The organism is Noviherbaspirillum aerium, assembly GCF_008929045.1.
GTDB classification, from domain to species: domain Bacteria; phylum Pseudomonadota; class Gammaproteobacteria; order Burkholderiales; family Burkholderiaceae_D; genus Noviherbaspirillum; species Noviherbaspirillum aerium.
The window spans coordinates 1-19,129 of record NZ_VFAH01000045.1; the positions used below are offsets into that span (position 1 = coordinate 1).

General features: G+C 56.7%; 15 protein-coding genes. 6 read left to right on the top strand and 9 right to left on the bottom strand.

The features are described 5' to 3' along the window. Positions 1–181: 181 nt before the first annotated feature. Together FH061_RS31370 and FH061_RS29110 are read right to left on the bottom strand one after the other, a co-directional pair. A complete protein-coding gene (locus FH061_RS31370; RefSeq protein WP_225984963.1) occupies positions 182–931 on the bottom strand; it encodes a cupredoxin domain-containing protein in 750 nt (249 codons plus the stop codon). A 286-nt stretch (positions 932–1,217) separates the two neighbouring features. Continuing rightward, the gene (locus FH061_RS29110) at positions 1,218–1,964 is read right to left on the bottom strand and encodes a copper resistance protein B (protein ID WP_225984964.1); all 747 of its coding nucleotides are present in this window, start codon (positions 1,962–1,964) and stop codon (positions 1,218–1,220) included. A 29-nt stretch (positions 1,965–1,993) separates the two neighbouring features. Between FH061_RS29110 and FH061_RS31375 the strand changes: the two genes are divergently transcribed. Further along, positions 1,994–2,140: a hypothetical protein gene (locus FH061_RS31375; RefSeq protein ID WP_225984965.1), complete on the top strand. Its 147-nt coding sequence runs from the start codon at positions 1,994–1,996 to the stop codon at positions 2,138–2,140. Between the two features lie 216 nt (positions 2,141–2,356). On the opposite strand, the gene FH061_RS29115 is transcribed toward FH061_RS31375, so the two are convergent. Beyond that, the gene (locus FH061_RS29115; RefSeq protein ID WP_151639337.1) at positions 2,357–4,402 is read right to left on the bottom strand and encodes a copper resistance system multicopper oxidase; all 2,046 of its coding nucleotides are present in this window, start codon (positions 4,400–4,402) and stop codon (positions 2,357–2,359) included. Positions 4,403–4,835: 433 nt separating this feature from the next. Here FH061_RS29115 and FH061_RS31585 point away from each other — a divergent pair, with 433 nt between their 5' ends. The 3 genes from FH061_RS31585 to FH061_RS29125 all read left to right on the top strand — a co-directional run bounded on the left by FH061_RS31585 (position 4,836) and on the right by FH061_RS29125 (position 7,826). Then, positions 4,836–4,961 (top strand): hypothetical protein, encoded by a 126-nt coding sequence (locus FH061_RS31585; RefSeq protein WP_264158769.1) that lies wholly within the window; start codon positions 4,836–4,838, stop codon positions 4,959–4,961. 572 nt (positions 4,962–5,533) lie between these two features. Further along, positions 5,534–6,661, top strand: a complete 1,128-nt coding sequence (locus tag FH061_RS29120) for a glycosyltransferase family 4 protein (protein ID WP_225984966.1) — start codon at positions 5,534–5,536, stop codon at positions 6,659–6,661. A 214-nt stretch (positions 6,662–6,875) separates the two neighbouring features. Continuing rightward, positions 6,876–7,826, top strand: a complete 951-nt coding sequence (locus tag FH061_RS29125; protein WP_151639338.1) for a CAP domain-containing protein — start codon at positions 6,876–6,878, stop codon at positions 7,824–7,826. A 72-nt stretch (positions 7,827–7,898) separates the two neighbouring features. On the opposite strand, the gene FH061_RS29130 is transcribed toward FH061_RS29125, so the two are convergent. The 6 genes from FH061_RS29130 to FH061_RS30805 form a co-directional block, all read right to left on the bottom strand. Then, entirely contained in the window at positions 7,899–8,321 is a 423-nt protein-coding gene (locus FH061_RS29130) for a transcriptional repressor (RefSeq protein WP_151639339.1), read from the bottom strand. A 691-nt stretch (positions 8,322–9,012) separates the two neighbouring features. Continuing rightward, entirely contained in the window at positions 9,013–12,189 is a 3,177-nt protein-coding gene (locus tag FH061_RS29135; RefSeq protein WP_151639340.1) for an efflux RND transporter permease subunit, read from the bottom strand. After that, the gene (locus FH061_RS29140) at positions 12,186–13,802 is read right to left on the bottom strand and encodes an efflux RND transporter periplasmic adaptor subunit (protein WP_151639341.1); all 1,617 of its coding nucleotides are present in this window, start codon (positions 13,800–13,802) and stop codon (positions 12,186–12,188) included. Before FH061_RS29140 ends, FH061_RS29135 begins: the two co-directional genes overlap by 4 nt. Further along, entirely contained in the window at positions 13,799–15,133 is a 1,335-nt protein-coding gene (locus FH061_RS29145) for a TolC family protein (RefSeq protein ID WP_225984967.1), read from the bottom strand. Before FH061_RS29145 ends, FH061_RS29140 begins: the two co-directional genes overlap by 4 nt. A 74-nt stretch (positions 15,134–15,207) precedes the next feature. Further along, on the bottom strand, positions 15,208–15,618 hold the full coding sequence (locus tag FH061_RS29150) for a hypothetical protein (RefSeq protein WP_151639342.1): 411 nt from the start codon (positions 15,616–15,618) through the stop codon (positions 15,208–15,210). A gap of 303 nt (positions 15,619–15,921) precedes the next feature. After that, positions 15,922–16,059, bottom strand: a complete 138-nt coding sequence (locus FH061_RS30805; protein WP_192805321.1) for a hypothetical protein — start codon at positions 16,057–16,059, stop codon at positions 15,922–15,924. Positions 16,060–16,528: 469 nt separating this feature from the next. Between FH061_RS30805 and FH061_RS29155 the strand changes: the two genes are divergently transcribed. Continuing rightward, complete coding sequence (locus FH061_RS29155) at positions 16,529–18,226, top strand: multicopper oxidase family protein (protein ID WP_225984968.1); 1,698 nt, start codon at positions 16,529–16,531, stop codon at positions 18,224–18,226. Between the two features lie 327 nt (positions 18,227–18,553). Continuing rightward, on the top strand, positions 18,554–19,075 hold the full coding sequence (locus tag FH061_RS29160; RefSeq protein WP_151639343.1) for a hypothetical protein: 522 nt from the start codon (positions 18,554–18,556) through the stop codon (positions 19,073–19,075). Positions 19,076–19,129 lie beyond the last annotated feature (54 nt).

Sequence of the window (19,129 nt, forward strand, 5' to 3'; positions counted from 1 at the left end):
GATGCCATGAATGCCATCCTTTGCGCTGCCGGACACAACTTGCGCAAAATCTTGCATCGGCTCAGCCATTCCTTCCCGCCAAATGATGCACCAGCCTAATTACTTCAGACTTTTTCAGGGACGACTAAATACTGGCAAGGAGCCCGTGGTAACGCCGTGCTGCAGATGCGGCCGAAGTAACCTATCGGCTGCCGGCCCCGCTGACGGTGACCTTGCTCACCATGCCCGCCGGGTAGTGTCCTGGGATATGGCAGCCGATTTCGACATTGGCGCTCCGGCCGAATTGCCAGATGAGGCTCTTGGTTTCCCCTGGCGCCAGCGTGATGGCATTCGGGTCATCGTGTTTCATGCCCGGCATCTTTTGCATCATTTGCTCATGTTCCTTTTGCTCTTCCGCCGTGCCAACGACAAACTCATGTGGCACCTTTCCCTTGTTCGTCACGACAAATTGGATCGTCTCGCCAGACTTCACAGCGAAGGTTGACGGATCAAACCGCATGGTATCAAGCGCGGTGACGTTGACGGTGCGGGTGACTTGCCCTGCGGTGCCAGGCCGTCCCGCTGCGGATTCGCCGTGCCCCCCGCTGCCGTGTCCCATGGAATGGTTGCTGGCCGATGTCTGGCTGCCGCCCTGGGCCGTCCCGGCGCCTTGCATATGCTGGGAGTGATCCATTCCCTTCATGTTGGCCATCGATGAATGGTCCATCCCCGCCATGGAGCCAGTGCCGTGGCTCATACCTTGCATATTCGTATTTGCAGTGCCGGCGGAAGACGTGGCAGAAGGCCTTGGTGCCGACGTCGCTGCCCCACGTACGGCAGCAGACGTCGAGGACGAACCTTGAGCGGTTGACTGCGGTGCATTGCCCGCACAACCGACAAGCAGCAAGACGACGGCCGTCGCGGTACACGTTTTCAAATAAGGTATCTGCATAGTGTTCTCCATCTGGATTTATAACGCTCGGGATTGTTGGACCTGCAATGCCCCTGTACCAACCAACTCGCTTTGTCGAAGGCATCTATCGCCACGGCGTGGATCGCATCGACGCTTTCGTTATCGGGCTTACCAACGTGAATTGGACTACCAACCTTGCATCTGCCGGTTTGAACGCAGGTCGAGTTTCAGCAAGACCGCGACAACACCTGAACACAGGCCGTTCCTGGCCAGCGCAACAGAGGTTGCGCAAGCCGTTAATAATCATTAAGTCTTGAGGTTAGGGTCAGAACCAGATACGCACTCCTGCGACCACTTGGCGCTCAATGGGTGATTCACCTTCCTCGCGCGCGAAATCCGCTGTTCGACCGAGCTTGCGCCCCCACGTCACGCCAATATAGGGAGCCACTTCTCTACGGAGTTCGTACCGAAGACGCAATCCGAATTGGATATCCGACAGGCCGCTCCCGATGCCACGTGCACGATCAGACTTGTTATAGGCATTGACTTCGACTTCCGGGGTAAGAAATGCCGTTTGACTGAGCCGGAAGCTGTAGTCGGTCTTGAAGCGTGCGCCAACCCTGCCGGCGGACCCCAGGTAAAGCGCACCTTCAACATCGAACCAGTAGGGCGCGGTACCCTGGATCGCCAGGGCCAGCCATTGACGGCTCGGCCCCTCCCCAAAGTCATGTCGGACTCCGACTTGCGCGTCCCAGAACGCGGCAATGGGCTTGGAATAAAGCGCTTCGATCGAGCCTTCCGATCTACCTTCAATACGCTCGCCTTCTGTTTTGAGCCAAAGCCTGCCGTAGTCACGTCCCACCCATCCTTCGGCATCCCAGGCGATACCATCACTATTGCGCCTTTTGACATACTCCAGCTGATCCAACAGCACCATATAAAAGATATCGTTGTCGGCCATGACCATTTCCGAGCCCGGAATCTGGTAAGAACCATCCGGATTGCGCTTGTATTGCGATGCGGAGGGGACGGTCGACGAGCGAAGCATCTGCTGTTGGCTCGGCGTTGCCATGTTGTGGTTGCCGTGCATGGGCATCGGGGTTGTTCCGGACGAAGGATCACCAGGGATGCTACGACCAGCGCCTGCCGGCGCCGGCATGCCAGACGCCGGGCTGGAGAGGGCTGGATGTGACTCATGCGATGGCGCTGGAGCGCGGGATGGCGGCTGTTGCGCAGGAGCGGGCGTGACAGCCGGTGCGTTTGACTGGGTATTCCCGGAGCCATGATCCATACCGGGCATGGCACCATGATTCATGCCCGGCATAGATCCGTGGTCCATTCCGGGCATTGTCGATTGCGCAAAGACGGCGGGGCCAGCGAGGAGCAAGCCGATCGCTACGCCAAGAGTAGGCAACGCAGGCAACCGCCGGCGATGAGTTTCACGACAGGTTGGCAGGTAAATACTCATGCGACGATCACCTTGCGGAACATACCCGCTTCCATATGATATAAAAGATGGCAATGAAACGCCCACTGTCCAATGGCGTCAGCGGTGACCTGAAAGGTCAATTGCTTGCCTGGCTGGACATTGACCGTATGCTTGCGAACCTGGAACTGCCCATTCTCGTTCTCGACCTCGCTCCACATGCCGTGCAAATGAATGGGATGGTTCATCATCGAGTCATTGATCAGCGTGACCCGAAGCCGCTCACCATATTTGAAATAGACTGGCTCGGCTTCATGGAATTTTTTGCCATCAAATCCCCAGATAAAGCGCTGCATGTTTCCAGTCAACCGCAGCGTAATTTCGCGCGAAGGGGGACGTTGGTCAATAGGGCCACCGATGGTACGCAGGTCTGCATAAGTAAGGACCCGACGCCCGTTGTCGCGCAATCGGGGCCCGGGATCACTCAGTGACTTCGAAGGCGCCATTGAGCGGGAATCGACGCCAGGTTCAGTGCCTAGCATCGTCATGTCCTGCATAGAAGACATGTCATGGCCCGACATGCCTGCCATTCCCTCCATGGTGTGACCCGCCATGTTGCCACCGCCTTGCGCGGAGGCCGGCGTGCTCTGGGAGTTCATGGCAGACATGTCATGTCCGGCCATGCCGGACGGCGCGGCCTGCGCTGCGCCTGGAGTTGCCCCTCCCATCGTATGGCCTGGCATGTCATGCATCGCGTGACCGGCCCCGGGCGACGGCGACGTTGCTGTCGTACCCGCTGCGCCGCCATGTTGACCGCCGGGCGGGTGCGACTGCCCCATCGCTGCAGAAGGTTGGGGACTTCCCTGCACGTTCATCGCGCCCATGTCATGGCCCGGCATGTTTCCCATCCCCATGTCGACCATGGATAACCAGGTTTTCGGATCCATTTCCGGGACGGCCGCTGACATTCCCAACCTGGGAGCGAGTGTTCCCCTGGTATAGCCGCTCCGGTCAATGGATTGCGCAAAGATCGTGTAGGCACGGTCATCCGGCATCTGCACCACCACATCATAGGTTTCTGCGACTGAAATCCGAAATTCATCGACCGTCACCGGCTCAACGTTTTGACCGTCCGCGGAAACCACGGTCATTTTCAAGCCTGGAATACGCACATCAAATATGGAGGTTGCCGCGCCGTTAATAAAGCGCAAGCGGACCCGTTCGCCAGGCCGTGCAATCGCTGTCCAGTTGCCGGCAGGCGAGGTACCGTTGGTCAGGTAAGTGAAAGTGGCGCCGGAGACATCACCGAGATCGGTGGGGTTCATCCGCATCTGGTCCCACATGCGCCGTTTCTCAAACGCCTTGGACAAACCCATCTGTCGTACATCCTGAAAGAAATCTCCCACCGTCGGCATCTGATAGTTAAAGAAGTCCGAGGACTGCTTCAGTCGCCGAAAAATCCACTCGGGTTCATCGTCAGTCCAATCGCTTAGCATGACGACATAATCTCGGTCTGCCTGAATCGGATCCGGGCCGGCGGGATCGATTACGATCGGCCCGTAAACCCCTGTCTGTTCCTGGAAACGACTATGGCTGTGATACCAGTAGGTGCCGCTCTGTTGCACCTTGAACTGGTAAGTAAAGGTCTCGCCGGGACCAATGCCCGGAAAGCTGAAGCTGGGAACCCCATCCATTTCAAACGGAAGGATTAGCCCATGCCAGTGGATGGAGGAGTCCTCGGCGAGGCGGTTGGTCACCCGTAAGGTAACTGTTGTCCCTTCACGCATGCGCAGCAAGGGTCCCGGAACGCCTCCGTTGACCGTCGTTGCGTGGCGTTCTTTCCCAGTGAAGTTCACCGGCGTACTTCCGATAGCGAGATCAAACTCGGTCCCCTGCATTGTCTTTATCTTGCCAGTATCGGAAGCGGCCCATGCAAGACGCCCGAATGGCCCGGCGACTGCCAATGCCCCACCTGCGGCCAGGCCAGTGACGAACCGCCGTCGCGACCGGCTCGCAGGGTTAAGCGCGCCCTCTTTTTTATACCTATCCACACAACCCCCGTCTTCTATCGTGTCATTTGCCATTCAGTATCGATTACTACACCCACTCCTTCGTCATCCAGCGTACAGATGGCGTTCCATGCAGCGCAAGAACTTCGCTCATGGCACCTGTCCACTCACAGCAAGTGCTATTCCACAAAGCACATTGCCACGGCGCCATCGCATTCCACTTACGCGCGAACACAGCGACGCATAACGCTTGAGGGCACTTATGCGATGCCATGTCCTCCGTTCAGGCTGCGTTTTGCGCAAATGTCCTTCGGCGAAGCGCGGGGATGATGAAGTACCTCTGTATCGACTGAGGCGATGCTTGAAAAGTTTATATCGCCCTTCTGACTTAACGCATACCGGCACGACATGTAATCCTCTTGTCATCTGTTTGTAATGTCCATCGCTCAAGATGAAGAGGCCAAGGTGCTTAAGCGCCGTATCTCCAATTTGAAAAACAGGAAATGACATGAAAGCAATTTCTACAGTGCTGCTTGTTCTGCTTGTGGCTGGCTGTTCCGGCATGGCAACACGTGGTGGCGGTAATAGCCCCTACGGCAACCCACAAGACATGACTTATCGCAGCGGACAATAGGTGCAAACTCCTTCGTTCCTCCATCATTCCTGGGGTGGGATATCGGGCTGGGAAGACATCTTCCATTGACCGCGATCGCACCCTGTTGGGTGCACGTTGCGAACGATTCGACTCGCCGGTCGACCACCACATCACATTGCGCTCAACAAGGCGTGGAAGGATTTGCCTATGCATTGACGACATGAATTGCGTCTCATATACCGTTGAAACGACGCGACACTCCAGCTTCGCCATGTCTTCCTCCGTATCGACGCGAATCGATCGGTGTTCATCGGCGAGTAGCCGGCACCATCACTATTGCCGGCTGCCACTTCCTGTAAAGTCGATGCTCTGGATGATGTCGTGCCTGGCGCGCCTTTCTTTTCTGACGTGATCCTGCGTGATGGCGGCATTATCGTTCGACATCCCCCTTACCTCAAGGGGTGGTGGCAAGCGTGCTATTGCCTTGTAGGTTCGCAAGCCATGTCAATGAAGTGTTTTCATCCCGAACGCACCAGAACCGCCAACGCGGCCTTGCCCACGTGTGACCCATAGCGTTACTTTCTTACGCACCCCTGAACACGAGTCCAAACATGCTTCGTATCGCTATTGTGACCAATGAGCTCCCGCCCTACCGTGTACCGCTATTTAGCCTTCTTGCCAAGATGCCAGGCGTTACCCTGCAGGTTATTCTCTGCACGATGCGCGAGCCGAACCGACAATGGGTGTTGCCGCCGCTGGACTTCGGCTATGTCTGTCTGCGTGAAAACGTCATCGAAAAAAGCGGCCGGTATATACACAATAACGTAGATGTCATCCCGGCATTGCATCGCTTTGCGCCTGATGTCGTCATCACCGGAGGATTCAACCCCACGCATCTGTATGCGCTCGCCTATGCGCTGGCTAAGCGTATCCCGCATGTTCCCATGACTGACGGTACCGACTGGTCTGAGCATTCCCTTAGCCGAATCCATAAGAGCATACGGCGCTTCGTCTTTGCCAGATCGAAGGCTTTTCTGGCTGCAAGCGACGGCGGGGTCCGACTATTCAGTCATTATCAGATCCCTGCAGAACGCTGCTTCAAGGTCCCCCTCTGCATTGACAATGAATTGTTTGCTGCCAAGGGTACCCCTATGCGAAGGCCTTTTGATTTTGTCTTTTGTGGCCGAATCGAAGAGGTCAAGAATCCCAGGTTCGCACTCGAGGTTGCCATCGGGGCCGCAGGCGTACTCCGCCGCAGGACCCGCATCCTGTTTATCGGTGCGGGCGACCAGGAAGCGATGCTTAGGCAATACGCAGCGGCCCATGCCGAGGTAGTCGATGCGCAATTCCATGGATTCAAAGATCATCGGGAACTGCCACCCTTCTATTGGAAGGCCCGCATTTTCCTGTTTCCTACCCATTGTGATCCTTGGGGCGTTGTCGTGAACGAGGCTTGCGCCGCAGGCCTGGCTGTCATTTCCTCTCCATACGCAGGTGCGGCAGGCGAACTCATCCGTGATGGGGAAAACGGCTTTGTGTGTGCGCTGGACCCAGAACAATGGGTTTCCCGTGCGGCGATGTTGCTGACGAACGAAGAGACATGGAAGAATTGTTCAAGGATGAGCGTGGCCCGTGTGCGCGAGTACTCCTATGAACGGGCTGCATTGAACGTCGTGGAAGCATGCCGGCTTGCTGTTGCCAATCCACCCGGCGGCCTTTTGCAGCAGAGTCAGAGTTGAGCCGGCTCCGACTGACTGGATCGATCGATGGTTATCTCCTGCGGCATTGCATATGGGATGAACCACTTCTATGGCTATCAGTCATACCGGACATTGTCATTTGCAAACAAAGCGTTCTGCCACATGACATCGCCATGCCATCTCACCCGTCGGTCACCACTGGTGACTCAGGCTGAGCGCCCCCTGAATCCGAATCGCTCGCTGGAGGTATCGCTTGCATACTGCCCTCTCAAAAAAATGGCTCCTTGCTGTTCTGCTCTCCATCGCCCTGGCTGGTTGTGGTGGTGGAAGCGGCACTGACAACGTCGCGTCCAGTACCGCGGCCGCGTCGGCTGCACCCACCCCAGAGCCAGGAGCACCGCAAGCGACGGGAAACATCGCAACGGACGGTTTCAACTGGTTCAATTTCAGACGTACTCAGGTGGGCCTGGCCAGCGTGACGCGCAATAACCGTATTGACACTGCTGCGCTTGGGCATTCGAGGTACCAGGCCACGAATAACGTCATTTCGCATGAACAAACACGGACAGATGCGGATTTTACCGGTGCCACGCTTGGCGAACGCCTTGCCAATGCCGGCTACGAGCTGGGGACGGCGGGCTATATGTACGGTGAGATCATCTCCAGTACCAGTTATACCTCCGGCTTCAGGTCTGCGGAGGAGTTGATTGCGGCTATCTATCACCGGTTCGTGGCATTCGAACCTATGTTTAAAGAGGCAGGCAGCGGCGCTGTAACATCGGCGCGCGGCATGACCTATTTCACCACGAACTTCGGTGCAGTCGGGCTAGACAGAGGACTTGGCGCCAGCGACATCGTTACCTATCCCTTTAACGGGCAGCAGCAAGTCCCCCAAAATTTTCAAAGCGATAATGAATTGCCCGACCCTGTTCCTCAGCAGAATGAAGTCGGCTACCCCATCAGCGTCCACGCGAATGTGACGTCGACTGTACAGGTAGAAAGCTTTACCATTCAGCCGCGCGGCAGTGCAGCGCTCCCCGTACGATTACTGACAGCCGGCACCGACCGTTACACGCCAAGCTCCGCGGCATCAATCATTCCTCTTGTCCCGCTTGCGCCTGCCACCACCTATGAAGTCACGTTTCGAGGCCTCATTGATAACCGTGCCGTCAGTCGGACGTGGACGTTTGTCACTCAGTCGTAAGCGACTGGCCTGCCCCTTGTCGGTAGGTTGCGCCCAGCACTGCGAATACATGAAACCGGCGAAGGCCCTGCTTTAACGAACGCGTGATGCACATTGCGCGCAGAGACCATACAGCGTAAGCGTATGTGTCTGGAGCACAAATCGCCTTTGTTGGGCGACGGCCTTTTGGCGGCGCTCGATCGCCTCATCAATGAACTCGTCTACTCGGCCACACTTGGTACAAATAAGATGATCATGATGCGAACCCTCATTGAGCTCAAAGACGGCGCGCTCTGCGTCGAATGTGTGACGAATCAGGATATTCGCATCAGCAAACTGCATCAATACCCTGTACACGGTAGGCAAGATGACGTTAATCTTCTCATTCGCAAGCAGGTGAGAAATATCATCCGCAGAAAGATGCTTTCCCGGATGTTCATGGAACAGCTGCAGCACCCGTACTCTAGGAAGCGTAGCCCGCAGACCACAGTCTCGAATCTGTTTTGGTATATCCATGATATCAATGGGCGATCAGGTTAGAGGATTAACCCTAATATGATAATAGAATGCCCATGCCACCATGTCAGACACGTCGTTGATCTCCAGATCAGGGGCAACGCCTGCTGCAAAACACGGTCACGTCCCCCCCCTGAATTTGTAGACGATACCGTTGCTACTCGGATTTGCAGGATCTCTTGCAGCTGCATTGACGGTCAAAGTGAAATCGCCGAGCAGAACGCCATTCGTACCAGGAGAACGGCTGGCCGCATGCGACTCGTGGACGGCAAGACATTGCTTTCCAATTCAGCGGTACGCTGGTCTATACGCGTACCTAGATGATGATCTTGCCGCTAACGCGTATCGGAAGCTCGCAACCTCAGGCACGCTGTCAATGCCGTGTGCGTTTTTTGCGTTTCCGTCTTTCCGGCCGCGCCAGGCGGCCATGGCGCCTGGCTTTCCACATGCCCCAGAAAATATAGACCAGCATTGGAACTACCGTCAGGCCCCATAGCAGAATGTAGGTGTTGACCACCTCCTTCGGTATCCATTTTCCCAATAAAAACATAGCACCTCTATGCTTTATAACGCCTGCAAAGACACAATCTCGACGCATAGACGCCAATGCGCGTATCCATGGCGCCCTTGCGCTTCCCACGCCTCGCTCACGCTGGACGACTTACACACGTTACTGTGAACTGCGAAATCGTCAGGCGGCCTTCAACCGCGTTTCCTGCGCCCTCTGCTCGCGGCGTTGTGCGCTTCGCAGCTCGCGCCGTCGCAAGAGCAAATAGACTACCGGCACCACGAACATCGACAACAGCGGGGCTGTGACCATGCCTCCTACCATCGGTGCGGCAATGCGTTGCATGATTTCCGAGCCGGTTCCGGTGCCGTACATGACCGGGACGAGGCCGGCAATAATGACCGCCACCGTCATCGCCTTGGGACGCACCCGCAGCACCGCGCCCTCGCGGATCGCATCGAGCAGGTCTGCTTCACTCGTCTTACCGAGCATGACCCTATCGTTCCATGCGTGCTTTAGATAAAGGAGCATGATGACGCCAAACTCGGCGGCAACGCCGGCAAGTGCGATGAAACCAACGCCGCTTGCCACTGACAGATTGTGTCCGAGTAGCCAGAGCAGCCAAATACCGCCAGCTAGTGCGAATGGCAGCGTCGCCATGATCAGCACTGCCTCGTCGAAGCGCTGAAAGGTCATGTACAGCAACACGAAAATAATTAGCAAGGTGGCCGGTACGACGACCTTCAGCTTGGCCGCCGCGCGCTCAAGATATTCGAACTGGCCGGACCAGGAAAGCGAATATCCGGCAGGCAGCTTGACCTCCTTTGCCACTGCTTGCTGCATGTCGGCCACGACCGAGCTTAGGTCCCTGCCGCGAATATCCACGTAGACCCAGCCTGACAAGCGGGCATTCTCACTGCGCAGCATGGGCGGACCGTCGTTAATTCGGATGCTGGCAACGTCGCTGAGCCGAATCTGGGCTCCGCGCGCCGTCAGTACTGGCAGCTGACGCAGCCTTTCAACCGAGTCACGCACCTCCCGCGGATAGCGCACGTTGATCGGAAAACGCTGCAGTCCCTCAATTGTCTCACCGATGTTGTCGCCGCCAATTGCCGCCGACACGATGCTTTGTACGTCCGCAATGTTCAATCCATACCGTGCCGCGGCGTCGCGGTCGATGTTGACATCGACGTAGCGCCCTCCTGTCAGCCGTTCGGCCAGCGCGGAGCTGACACCCGGTACCTTTTTTACAGTACGCTCGATCTCGCCGGTAATACGGTCGATTTCCTGAAGCTGGGTTCCGGCGATCTTGATGCCAACCGGACTCTTGATGCCAGTCGCGAGCATGTCGATCCGGTTGCGGATGGGAGGGACCCAGATGTTGGAAAGTCCGGGTACCTTGACAACACGGTCAAGCTCCTCGACCAGCTTGTCGGGCGTCATGCCAGGTCGCCACTGCTCCCGTGGCTTGAACTGGATCGTGGTTTCAAACATTTCGAGCGGGGCCGGGTCGGTCGCCGATTCGGCACGTCCTGCCTTGCCGAACACGGTATGCACCTCGGGGACGGTCTTGATCAGCCGGTCGGTCTGCTGCAAGAGTTCCGACACCTTGCCAGCCGATAGTCCCGGCAGTGCAGATGGCATATAGAGTAGGTCACCCTCATTCAACGGCGGCATGAATTCTCCGCCCAGCCGGCTCAACGGCACCACGGTCAATGCGACGATGGCGGCGGCGGCCACCAATGTCATCTTCGGAAAGCGTAGCACGCCATCGAGCAGCGGACGGTAAAGCGCGATCAGGAAGCGATTGAGTGGATTCTTCTGCTCCTCCGGGATGCGCCCACGGATCAGGTATCCCATCAATACCGGTATCAGCGTCACCGCTAGGCCCGCCGCTGCCGCCATCGCATAAGTCTTGGTGAATGCCAGCGGCGAGAACAAGCGCCCCTCCTGGGCTTCGAGCGTAAACACCGGGATGAACGACAGCACGATAATAAGCAGCGAGAAGAATAATGCAGGACCGACTTCTGCCGAGGCATCTCCGATGACACGCCATTGTTCATCACCGCTGAGCTTGCGTTCTGGATGGGCTTGGTGCCAGGCCTCGATATGCTTGTGCGCATTTTCGATCATCACCACGGCCGCGTCGACCATCGCGCCGATGGCAATTGCAATTCCGCCAAGCGACATGATATTGGCGTTGACCCCCTGGTAGTACATCACGATATAAGCGCTGAGGATCCCCAGCGGCAGCGAAACGATGGCGACCAGCGCAGAACGAACGTGAAACAGGAATATCGCGCAGACGATCGCCACCACGATGAATTCCTCGATCAGCTTCTCTTCGAGATTTGCCACCGCGCTTTTAATCAGTCCGCTGCGGTCGTAGGTGGGAATGATTTCCACTCCTTGCGGCAGGCTGGGTTTTAGCGCATGTAGCTTGGCCTTGACGGCATCGATTGTTTCAAGGGCGTTCTTACCCGACCGCATGACGATGATGCCTCCCGCCACCTCGCCCTCTCCGTTCAGCTCAGCGATACCGCGACGCATTTCCGGTCCGAGCTGTATTCGCGCGACATCCCCCAGGCGCACGGAAACACCGGCAGAGGTGGTCGTCAATGGAATCTTGCGGAAATCATCGAGGGACTGGAGATACCCCGATGCGCGTACCATGTACTCGGCCTCGCCCAGCTCCAGCACCGAGCCGCCGGTTTCCTGATTGGACTTTTGCACTGCCTCGATCACCATTCCGTGCGGGATGCTGTAGGCACGCAGCTTGTCCGGGTCGAGCACAATCTGATATTGCCTGACCATGCCGCCCACGCTGGCGACCTCGGAGACGTTGGCGACGGTCTTGAGCTCATACTTGAGGAACCAGTCCTGCAATGCGCGCAATTGTGACAAGTCCATTTTTCCGCTCCGGTCAATCAGCGCATATTCATAGATCCATCCCACACCGGTTGCGTCGGGTCCCAGGGATGCCTTCGCCTGGGGTGGCAGCCGCGCTTGAACCTGGTTCAAATACTCGAGCACGCGCGAACGCGCCCAGTACGGATCGGTGCCATCCTCGAACAGGATATAGACGAAGGAATCGCCAAAGAACGAATAACCGCGTACCGTCTTCGCCCCCGGCACTGATAACATGGTGGTGGTCAACGGATACGTCACCTGGTTTTCGACGATCTGTGGTGCCTGTCCGGGATAAGTGGTTCGGATAATCACCTGCACGTCGGACAAGTCAGGCAATGCATCCACCGGGGTACGCGTCAGTGACCAGATGCCCCATGCAGTGAGCATGATCGTTGCCAGCAACACTAAAAACCGGTTGGCGATGGACCAACGAATCAACTTGGCAATCATTTGACGGCTCCTGCCGGCGCTGCGGGCATGCTCATGCCGCCTTTCATTTCACCCTTCGCGCCTGAAGCAGCGGAAGCGCCCAACGGACCAATAGACGTGACTTCATAGGTGCCATCCTTGCGAGGCCGGATCTCGAAGGTGACGCTATCACCTTCGGCAATGCCCTTTGGCAGTCCTTGTGGTGGAAGCTTGAATCCCATGGTCATCTCTCCCCACTGCAAACTGGGGATAGGCTCGTGCGAGAGAACGATTTCGTCCTTGTCGATGACTTCCACCTTGCCCTGTCCGCGATGGAGTTGGTCGCCGCCTTTGTCACCCTCGGCTGCCGCAGGTACTTCGCCCAGGCGCGTTATGGTGCCCTTCAGGCTCGCTTCCGAGTCGATCAGGAACTGGCCCGACACCACCACTTTCTGGCCTGCCTCAAGGCCCTTTCGTATCTCGGTCTTGCCATCCACCTCGATACCAACCTCCACATCGACCGGGGCGAACCTGCCATCGCCCTGCGCAATCATCACGACGCTTCGCTTACCCGTCGCGATCACCGCCTCGCTCGGTACGGTCAACACGTCTTGGCGGGTATGTGGTGTGAAGTTGACGGTCGCAAACATCCCGGGAACGAGTTGGCTGCCCGAATTGGCAAGCTCGACCCGTGCTTTCAGTGTTCGCGTCGTGGGATCCACTTCCGGCAATATCGCACTCACCTTTCCTTTGAAAACGGTTCCGGGCAACGATGGCGTACGTGCCTCGACGACGTTACCGGGACGAACCTGCGCCGCGACATTTTCCGGCACTTCGGCGTTGACCCACACGGTTGACAAGCCGTTGATGCGAAACAGCGGCGCGCCAGACATCACGGTCATGCCTTCGCGCACGGACAGTTCCGCCACCACACCGGATACCGGTGCCGTAAGTGTCATCCTGGCCTGAACTTTTCCCGTCGTTTCTACAAGGCGGATGTGGTCATCCGTCATGCCGGCCAAGCGCATCCGTTGGCGCGCCGCGTCGACAAATGCCTCCGCACCCGTGCCATTCATCCGTTTAACGGAAAGATATTCCTCTTGGGCCGCTACCCAGTCGGGAACGTAAAGCTGAACCAGAGGTTGGCTCTTACGGACTGCATCGAGCGGGGCACGCACATACAGCCGTTCTACAAAGCCGTTGCTCCGCGCCTGTACCATGACCAAGTCACGTTCGTTATAGGCAACGCTACCGACCGCTTCGAGCGCCGCTGCGAGATTCGCTTTCGTCACCTCTGCCGTGCGAATTCCAAGATTTTGCTGGATCCGTGGGTTGATTGAGACGCTGCCTTCATCACCAGCATCCTCGGCATAAACCGGCACCAGTTGCATATCCATGAAGGGAGATTTGCCAGGTTTGTCGAATTTCTGTCCGGGTACCATGGGATCATGCCAGTACAACACTTTTTTACCAGTGGCAGAGTCCACCAAGCCGCCGCCTGACGTACCTCCGGCCGCGCCGGCAGGCGCCGTCCCGCCCTGCGCTGGAGCCGCCAACTTCAGTCCTTGATCAATGCCGGCCGAGTACAAGCCATATCCTCCGGCTCCAACGACGCCAACTGCAACCAACGCGAGCACAATTGCTTTTGCTTTCATTTGAATTCCTTGTATTGCGTAGTGGCTGGATGACTCAAGCCACTATCTGGAAACAGGAAATTAAGCTCGGCCCACTGCCGGGCTGTTTCAGCTTCCCGCTCCAGCGCCTCCAGGCGCACATCGATCTCGTTGCGCCGTGCCATTAACACATCGTCCAAGCCCGCCTTTCCGCCACGGTAAGCCGCTAGCGCGGCAAGCGTGCGTTCCTTTGCCAGCGGGACCAGTTCCTCTGTGTAACGGGCCAGTCTCTCTTTTCCGTTTTCCCACTCGTTGAGCATGGCGCGCGTTTCTGCCACATGCGCACGAAGCATGTCGTCGCGCTCGGCCCTGACCTGCTCGACCATGGCCAGCTTGGCTGCAAGTTCCCGATCCTGACGGTTCTTCTGGTCCCATTGCAGCGGCACGGAGACGCCAAACGAGATCATGTTGTCATACGCGGAACCACGCTGCTGATACATGACTTCCACGCTCCAATCCGGCTGCTTGTTGGCGTGCGCCAGCTTCGCGTCCGCCACGGCCATGGCTTCGAGCTGGTTCAGAACGGCAACACGGGGGTGATGAGCGAGCTGGGTATCGAGCGCACCCGCGTCCAGACGAACCGTATCTGTGGCAGGCTTGCCGGCAAGCGGTGAATCGGCGGCGGTGCCAATCCAGCGTGCAAGGGTGACTTTCGCATTCCGGATGCGACGGTTGACTTGACTAGCCCGGTCACGATAGGTCGACAAGGCGCTTTTAGCGGCGAAAATCTCAGCCTGGTTGCCGCGTCCAGCCCGGTAAGCCCCTTCAGCGGCTTGGATTTCGAACTCCGACTGTGTCGCATTCTCGTCCACGACAGCAGCCATCGCTTCGGCGTAAAAGCGCTCCAGCCAGGCAAGTGCGGTGTCGCGCTGAATATTGGCGACCACTTCCGTTTTCTCCGCGGTGGTTTTGTCCGCCTCTCGTTGATAGCGTTCGGCACGAAATTTTCGCTTATCGGAGCGAGTAATTTCCTGCATGACGCCGACATAACGCATGGTCATGAAATCGGCCCCCAACCGGAAGCGGTCGGATCCATTGACCGGCAGATTATCGACCCCCGCCTTCAACGTAGGATCTGGTAGTTGAGCGGCGGCAACCGACATTTCCTGGGATGCAGTGACAGCATAGTCCTTGGCCTGCAGCTGACGTGACCGCTCAACAGCCAGGTGCTGTGCTTGAGTCAGCGTCAGCGGCGCACCTGCCGCAAAAGCGGTCGTTGAAGTCGAGACCAAGATTGAAACGAGAGCCATTCCCGGTACAAACCGGCGAGCGACGCGGCGCATGGATGCATGCGCAGGGGTGGGGAATAACATGAAATCTCCAGATAGCAACGAACAGCACTGGTCCCGCCAAGCGGGTACAGCGAAGGTCTACGCAATCTGAAGCGTCAAATTCTGAAGCAGCAGTGGCGGATGGATAACGGCGGCGCGGTAGTCCGCGCCAATATGCCTGCTGGTGAGGTGGAAGGCGCAGAAGGAATGGAAAGATGAACTGGGATGACTATCGCTAGTAACTGCGCTGGCGCAAACGACGGCACATTGGGCAGCTCGGGCTTGTCCAGGGAAAGCTTTCCTTTGTGACTGTCTGCTTGACAGAGGTTAGGCTTCTCAATGTCCACACCGGCGCAGCCCGACATGGTCGCCATACCATTGACGTCAGCGCTCATGTCCATCGTGTCGTTGGCCTGTCCAAGATGCAGTGTCGGGCAAGCGTAGGCCGCTACTGCGAACTGCATAAACAGCACGCTGAACAGCGCTACAAGCGCGGCAACAATTCTGGATGGACGGGATTTTCTCATGGTGCGGTAATGGGCGGCTTTTATCCTATGCAATTCGTTGGCGCGTTGTCAAGCGCAGTTTCGCCATTTCGACATGAATACTCTAGCAGGATCTGACGAACACAGTGCTGACTACAGATGCCAGACGGTAATGAGTTTTCTCCTTTTCAGTTGCTTTCAGTGCTTGCGAAGTGTGATTCGCCGCTGCTTGATCGCAGCACGGCTCATGGACATGGAATCGACAAAGGTATCGTTATAGGCGGTACCATTGACTCGTTGCAGAACTCTGGTTCAGTTACAAGGAATGCTGAGGACGGATTGCTCTTATTTGTAGCCGTCGCGCCCCAGCATCTTCTGGACGGCGAACTGGTCCTTGCCGATGGTGGCAATGGATGGGTTTTCCGCCACGAACTTGCGCAGCGATTCGAGCGCCGGATTGGACACCACAGCGGATTTGACCACCGGCGACTCGTATCCGTGGTGACTTGTCTTCTGCCTACCACTTGCATTTAACGGCATAGCCGCAGCAACATCCCCCCTTGCCAAGGAAAGTGCTTGCTGAGCTTCGGGGTACTGTTTGGGGCTAGCTGCCCAAAGCCGGTGCCTGCACTTCCCTGTTGAGTTCATCTCAGACAATTGATAACGGGCACAAACTCAGAACGACAATGCTGCATGACAGCCGCCTGCTAGAAGGCGAAAAACGAGGGCTGCTTTATTCTTAGTACCGCTGCGGCTGTTGAGCTAGCCATTGCGATCCGCAGCCTTGTACGGCATTTGTACTATTGGCCGTCATTGCCAAATTGGCTAATCTCGTCACAAACGGAACGTCGATGTAGCAGCAGGCAGAGGCGGCCAATGAAATGGTCGGGATCCGGGCACAACGCCGTTATCTACACATACATTTTTACCATGTACAGAAAGGGTGTCGACCATGTCGTCTTCCTCTACTAAAGAAAGCGGGCTCAGCCGCAGGAACCTCCTGAAACTCGGCATGGTAGCAACCGGTACCAGTATCATTGCGTCCCGCATCGGGGATATCCAGGCCCAGACCACTACGCCTAGCGGCGGCTATACCACCACACCATGGATGGACCCTCTGCCTGTCAATAGAGCACTGGCGCCAGTAGGTGCCTTAGCCCCCGCTCCTGCGGCAGACTGCGATGAAGCAAACGGCGAGACTGGACGCCTCCCACACCAGCGCTGGACCGAGTTTCAGCCCCGAGTGCTCTACGATATTGATGTCAGGCAGGCAGAACATCAGTTCCATGCGCAAGGGCCCAAGAACCTGATCTGGGGCTACAACGGCACGTTGCCCGGATCGACGATCGTAGCCCGGTATGGAGAGCCCGTCTGCGTCCGCTTTCGCAATAACTTGCCTGGCGATGCCGTCGGGTATGGTTCTCCGGAGATCTCCACTCACTTGCATAACCTGCACTGTGCCTCCGAGAGTGACGGTTTCACCGGTGACTACTATAGCGCCACAAAGGCGGGCCCATCGCTTACCGCACCAGGACGGTGGAAGGACCATTTGTACCCGAACACCTATGCCGGCGGTGACGCGCGGGAAGCACTGGGCACATTATGGTTTCATGACCACCGGATGGATTTCACGGCCGGGAATGTCTACCGGGGACTCGCCGGATTCTACTTGTTGTTCGACCATATCGACTCTGGCAATGAGACCGACCCTAGCCCGACAGCGCTGCGCCTGCCCAGCGGCGTCGGCGACTTCGACATTCCGCTGATGGTGCAGGACAAGCAGTTCGACGCCAGTGGTTATGTGAAGCTGGATCAATTCAATAATGACGGCATTTTGGGCAACAAGATCTGCGTCAACGGAAAGATCCAGCCGTTCTTTGATGTCAGGCGCCGCAAGTACCGTTTCCGTATCCTGAACGCCAGCCCGTCCCGGCAGTACGAGTTCTACCTCATGTACAAGGGACGTGCACAGAATTTCACCTATATCGCCAATGACGGCAACCTGCTGCCGGCGCCATTGACGATGCAGAAGATTCGCGTTGCGCCGGCCGAGCGTGCCGACATCATCATCGATTTCAAGGCCTTCGGCAATATCGGTGCTGACGATGAGGTCATCCTGGTGAACCGGCTGGAACAGGTCGACGGCAGGAAACCGACAGGAAAACTCCTCACCCCCGGTGACGAGATCCTGAAGTTTAAAATCAAAGCTGGAGCGGTCGATGACCCGAGCCAAGTCCCGGCGAAATTGCGCGACCTTCCGCCGATTGATACCAAGAAGGCTGTGCGCAGACGCAACTTCGAGTTCGATCGCTCCGGCGGCAGCTGGACTGTCAACGGCAACCTGTTTGACGTGACCAAGCCGCTGTTCACCGTAAAAAAAGGGACGGCTGAGATCTGGACGCTGGAGAGCAAGGGTAGCTGGCTGCACCCCGTACACATCCACATGGAAGAAGGACGGATCCTGTCACGGGACGGAAAATCACCGCCAGCTCATGAGCGCGGCCGCAAGGACGTGTATCCGATCATTGACGGTGAGGAGGTGGAAGTATTCATCCAGTTTCGTGACTTTATCGGCAAGTACATGATGCATTGTCATAACATCAGTCACGAAGATCACGCAATGATGGTGCGATTCGACGTAGTTGACTGAGCGGGGACATGCACGCAAACTATGCGTACCCTTATCACGCTGATTCAAGGCTCGCAAAGTCGAGCGGGTCTACCAAGCGCATCATGAGGCTTGATCCGCAGCACGGTTAGAGATCGTGCATTGGATTGAACGTTAACGGTCATCTAACGACGTCTATCCCGATGTGCATTAAAGCAGTTGTCGTATAAAAATCGTATTCGAGCCTCACCTTCACTGTATGTTGACGCCCGTATTACTGCGACACCAAAATAAGCGTGGGCTATTTAACATAATTGAATCTCTTTCATAACTTGCTAAACTGTATTTCCATTTAGATAGGAGACTTCCATGGCAAATACTGGATCGGCAGCGAAGGCTATTCAGCTCGAATTGAATCAGGCCCGTCAAGGCATGATGTACTACTCAAAACTGGTTGAAAGTTTAGAGGACGTGCTGGAGACTTTGGCCGCTATTCATGCGCCAGTTACTGACTCACGAACAAAACGTCGCCGCGCGGCGGTCAGTCAAAAAGCGGAACCCGAAGTGGCAAGGTCTCAGAAGAAGGCAGCCGCGACGCCGGCAACCAAGTCCAAGCTGCCTTCCACCGGCAAGGACTTTTGGCCGTCTTTATTGACGGACACTCCGCAATCGGCTTCGGAGATTTTTAATGCAGCGGTTGCCGCTATGGGCATCCGCCCATCGACCGAAGACAAGAAAAAGCTCAACCAGCGCTTGTCGAATGCGTTAAGCGTTCTATCTAAAAATGGCGATATCAACGCCGAGGGGCGCGGGCGGGACGTAAGCGTCGTCTCTGAGCCGTGTGGACATTGTTTGCAGGAGAAGCCAAAGTACCTCCCACCAAACGAGTAGTGGGAACCACAGTGTCCATTGAAGCTAAACGGCCTTCCCGCAAGGGTCGCCCGA

Excerpts from the sequence above, each read along its gene's own strand:
- FH061_RS31370 (WP_225984963.1), bottom strand. The coding sequence starts at position 931 with ATGCAGATACCTTATTTGAAAACGTGTACCGCGACGGCCGTCGTCTTG.
- FH061_RS29110 (WP_225984964.1), bottom strand. The coding sequence starts at position 1,964 with ATGGCAACGCCGAGCCAACAGCAGATGCTTCGCTCGTCGACCGTCCCC.
- FH061_RS29115 (WP_151639337.1), bottom strand. The coding sequence starts at position 4,402 with ATGGCAAATGACACGATAGAAGACGGGGGTTGTGTGGATAGGTATAAA.
- FH061_RS31585 (WP_264158769.1), top strand. The coding sequence starts at position 4,836 with ATGAAAGCAATTTCTACAGTGCTGCTTGTTCTGCTTGTGGCTGGCTGT.
- FH061_RS29120 (WP_225984966.1), top strand. The coding sequence starts at position 5,534 with ATGCTTCGTATCGCTATTGTGACCAATGAGCTCCCGCCCTACCGTGTA.
- FH061_RS29130 (WP_151639339.1), bottom strand. The coding sequence starts at position 8,321 with ATGGATATACCAAAACAGATTCGAGACTGTGGTCTGCGGGCTACGCTT.
- FH061_RS29135 (WP_151639340.1), bottom strand. The coding sequence starts at position 12,189 with ATGATTGCCAAGTTGATTCGTTGGTCCATCGCCAACCGGTTTTTAGTG.
- FH061_RS29140 (WP_151639341.1), bottom strand. The coding sequence starts at position 13,802 with ATGAAAGCAAAAGCAATTGTGCTCGCGTTGGTTGCAGTTGGCGTCGTT.
- FH061_RS29145 (WP_225984967.1), bottom strand. The coding sequence starts at position 15,133 with ATGTTATTCCCCACCCCTGCGCATGCATCCATGCGCCGCGTCGCTCGC.
- FH061_RS29150 (WP_151639342.1), bottom strand. The coding sequence starts at position 15,618 with ATGAGAAAATCCCGTCCATCCAGAATTGTTGCCGCGCTTGTAGCGCTG.
- FH061_RS29155 (WP_225984968.1), top strand. The coding sequence starts at position 16,529 with ATGTCGTCTTCCTCTACTAAAGAAAGCGGGCTCAGCCGCAGGAACCTC.
- FH061_RS29160 (WP_151639343.1), top strand. The coding sequence starts at position 18,554 with ATGGCAAATACTGGATCGGCAGCGAAGGCTATTCAGCTCGAATTGAAT.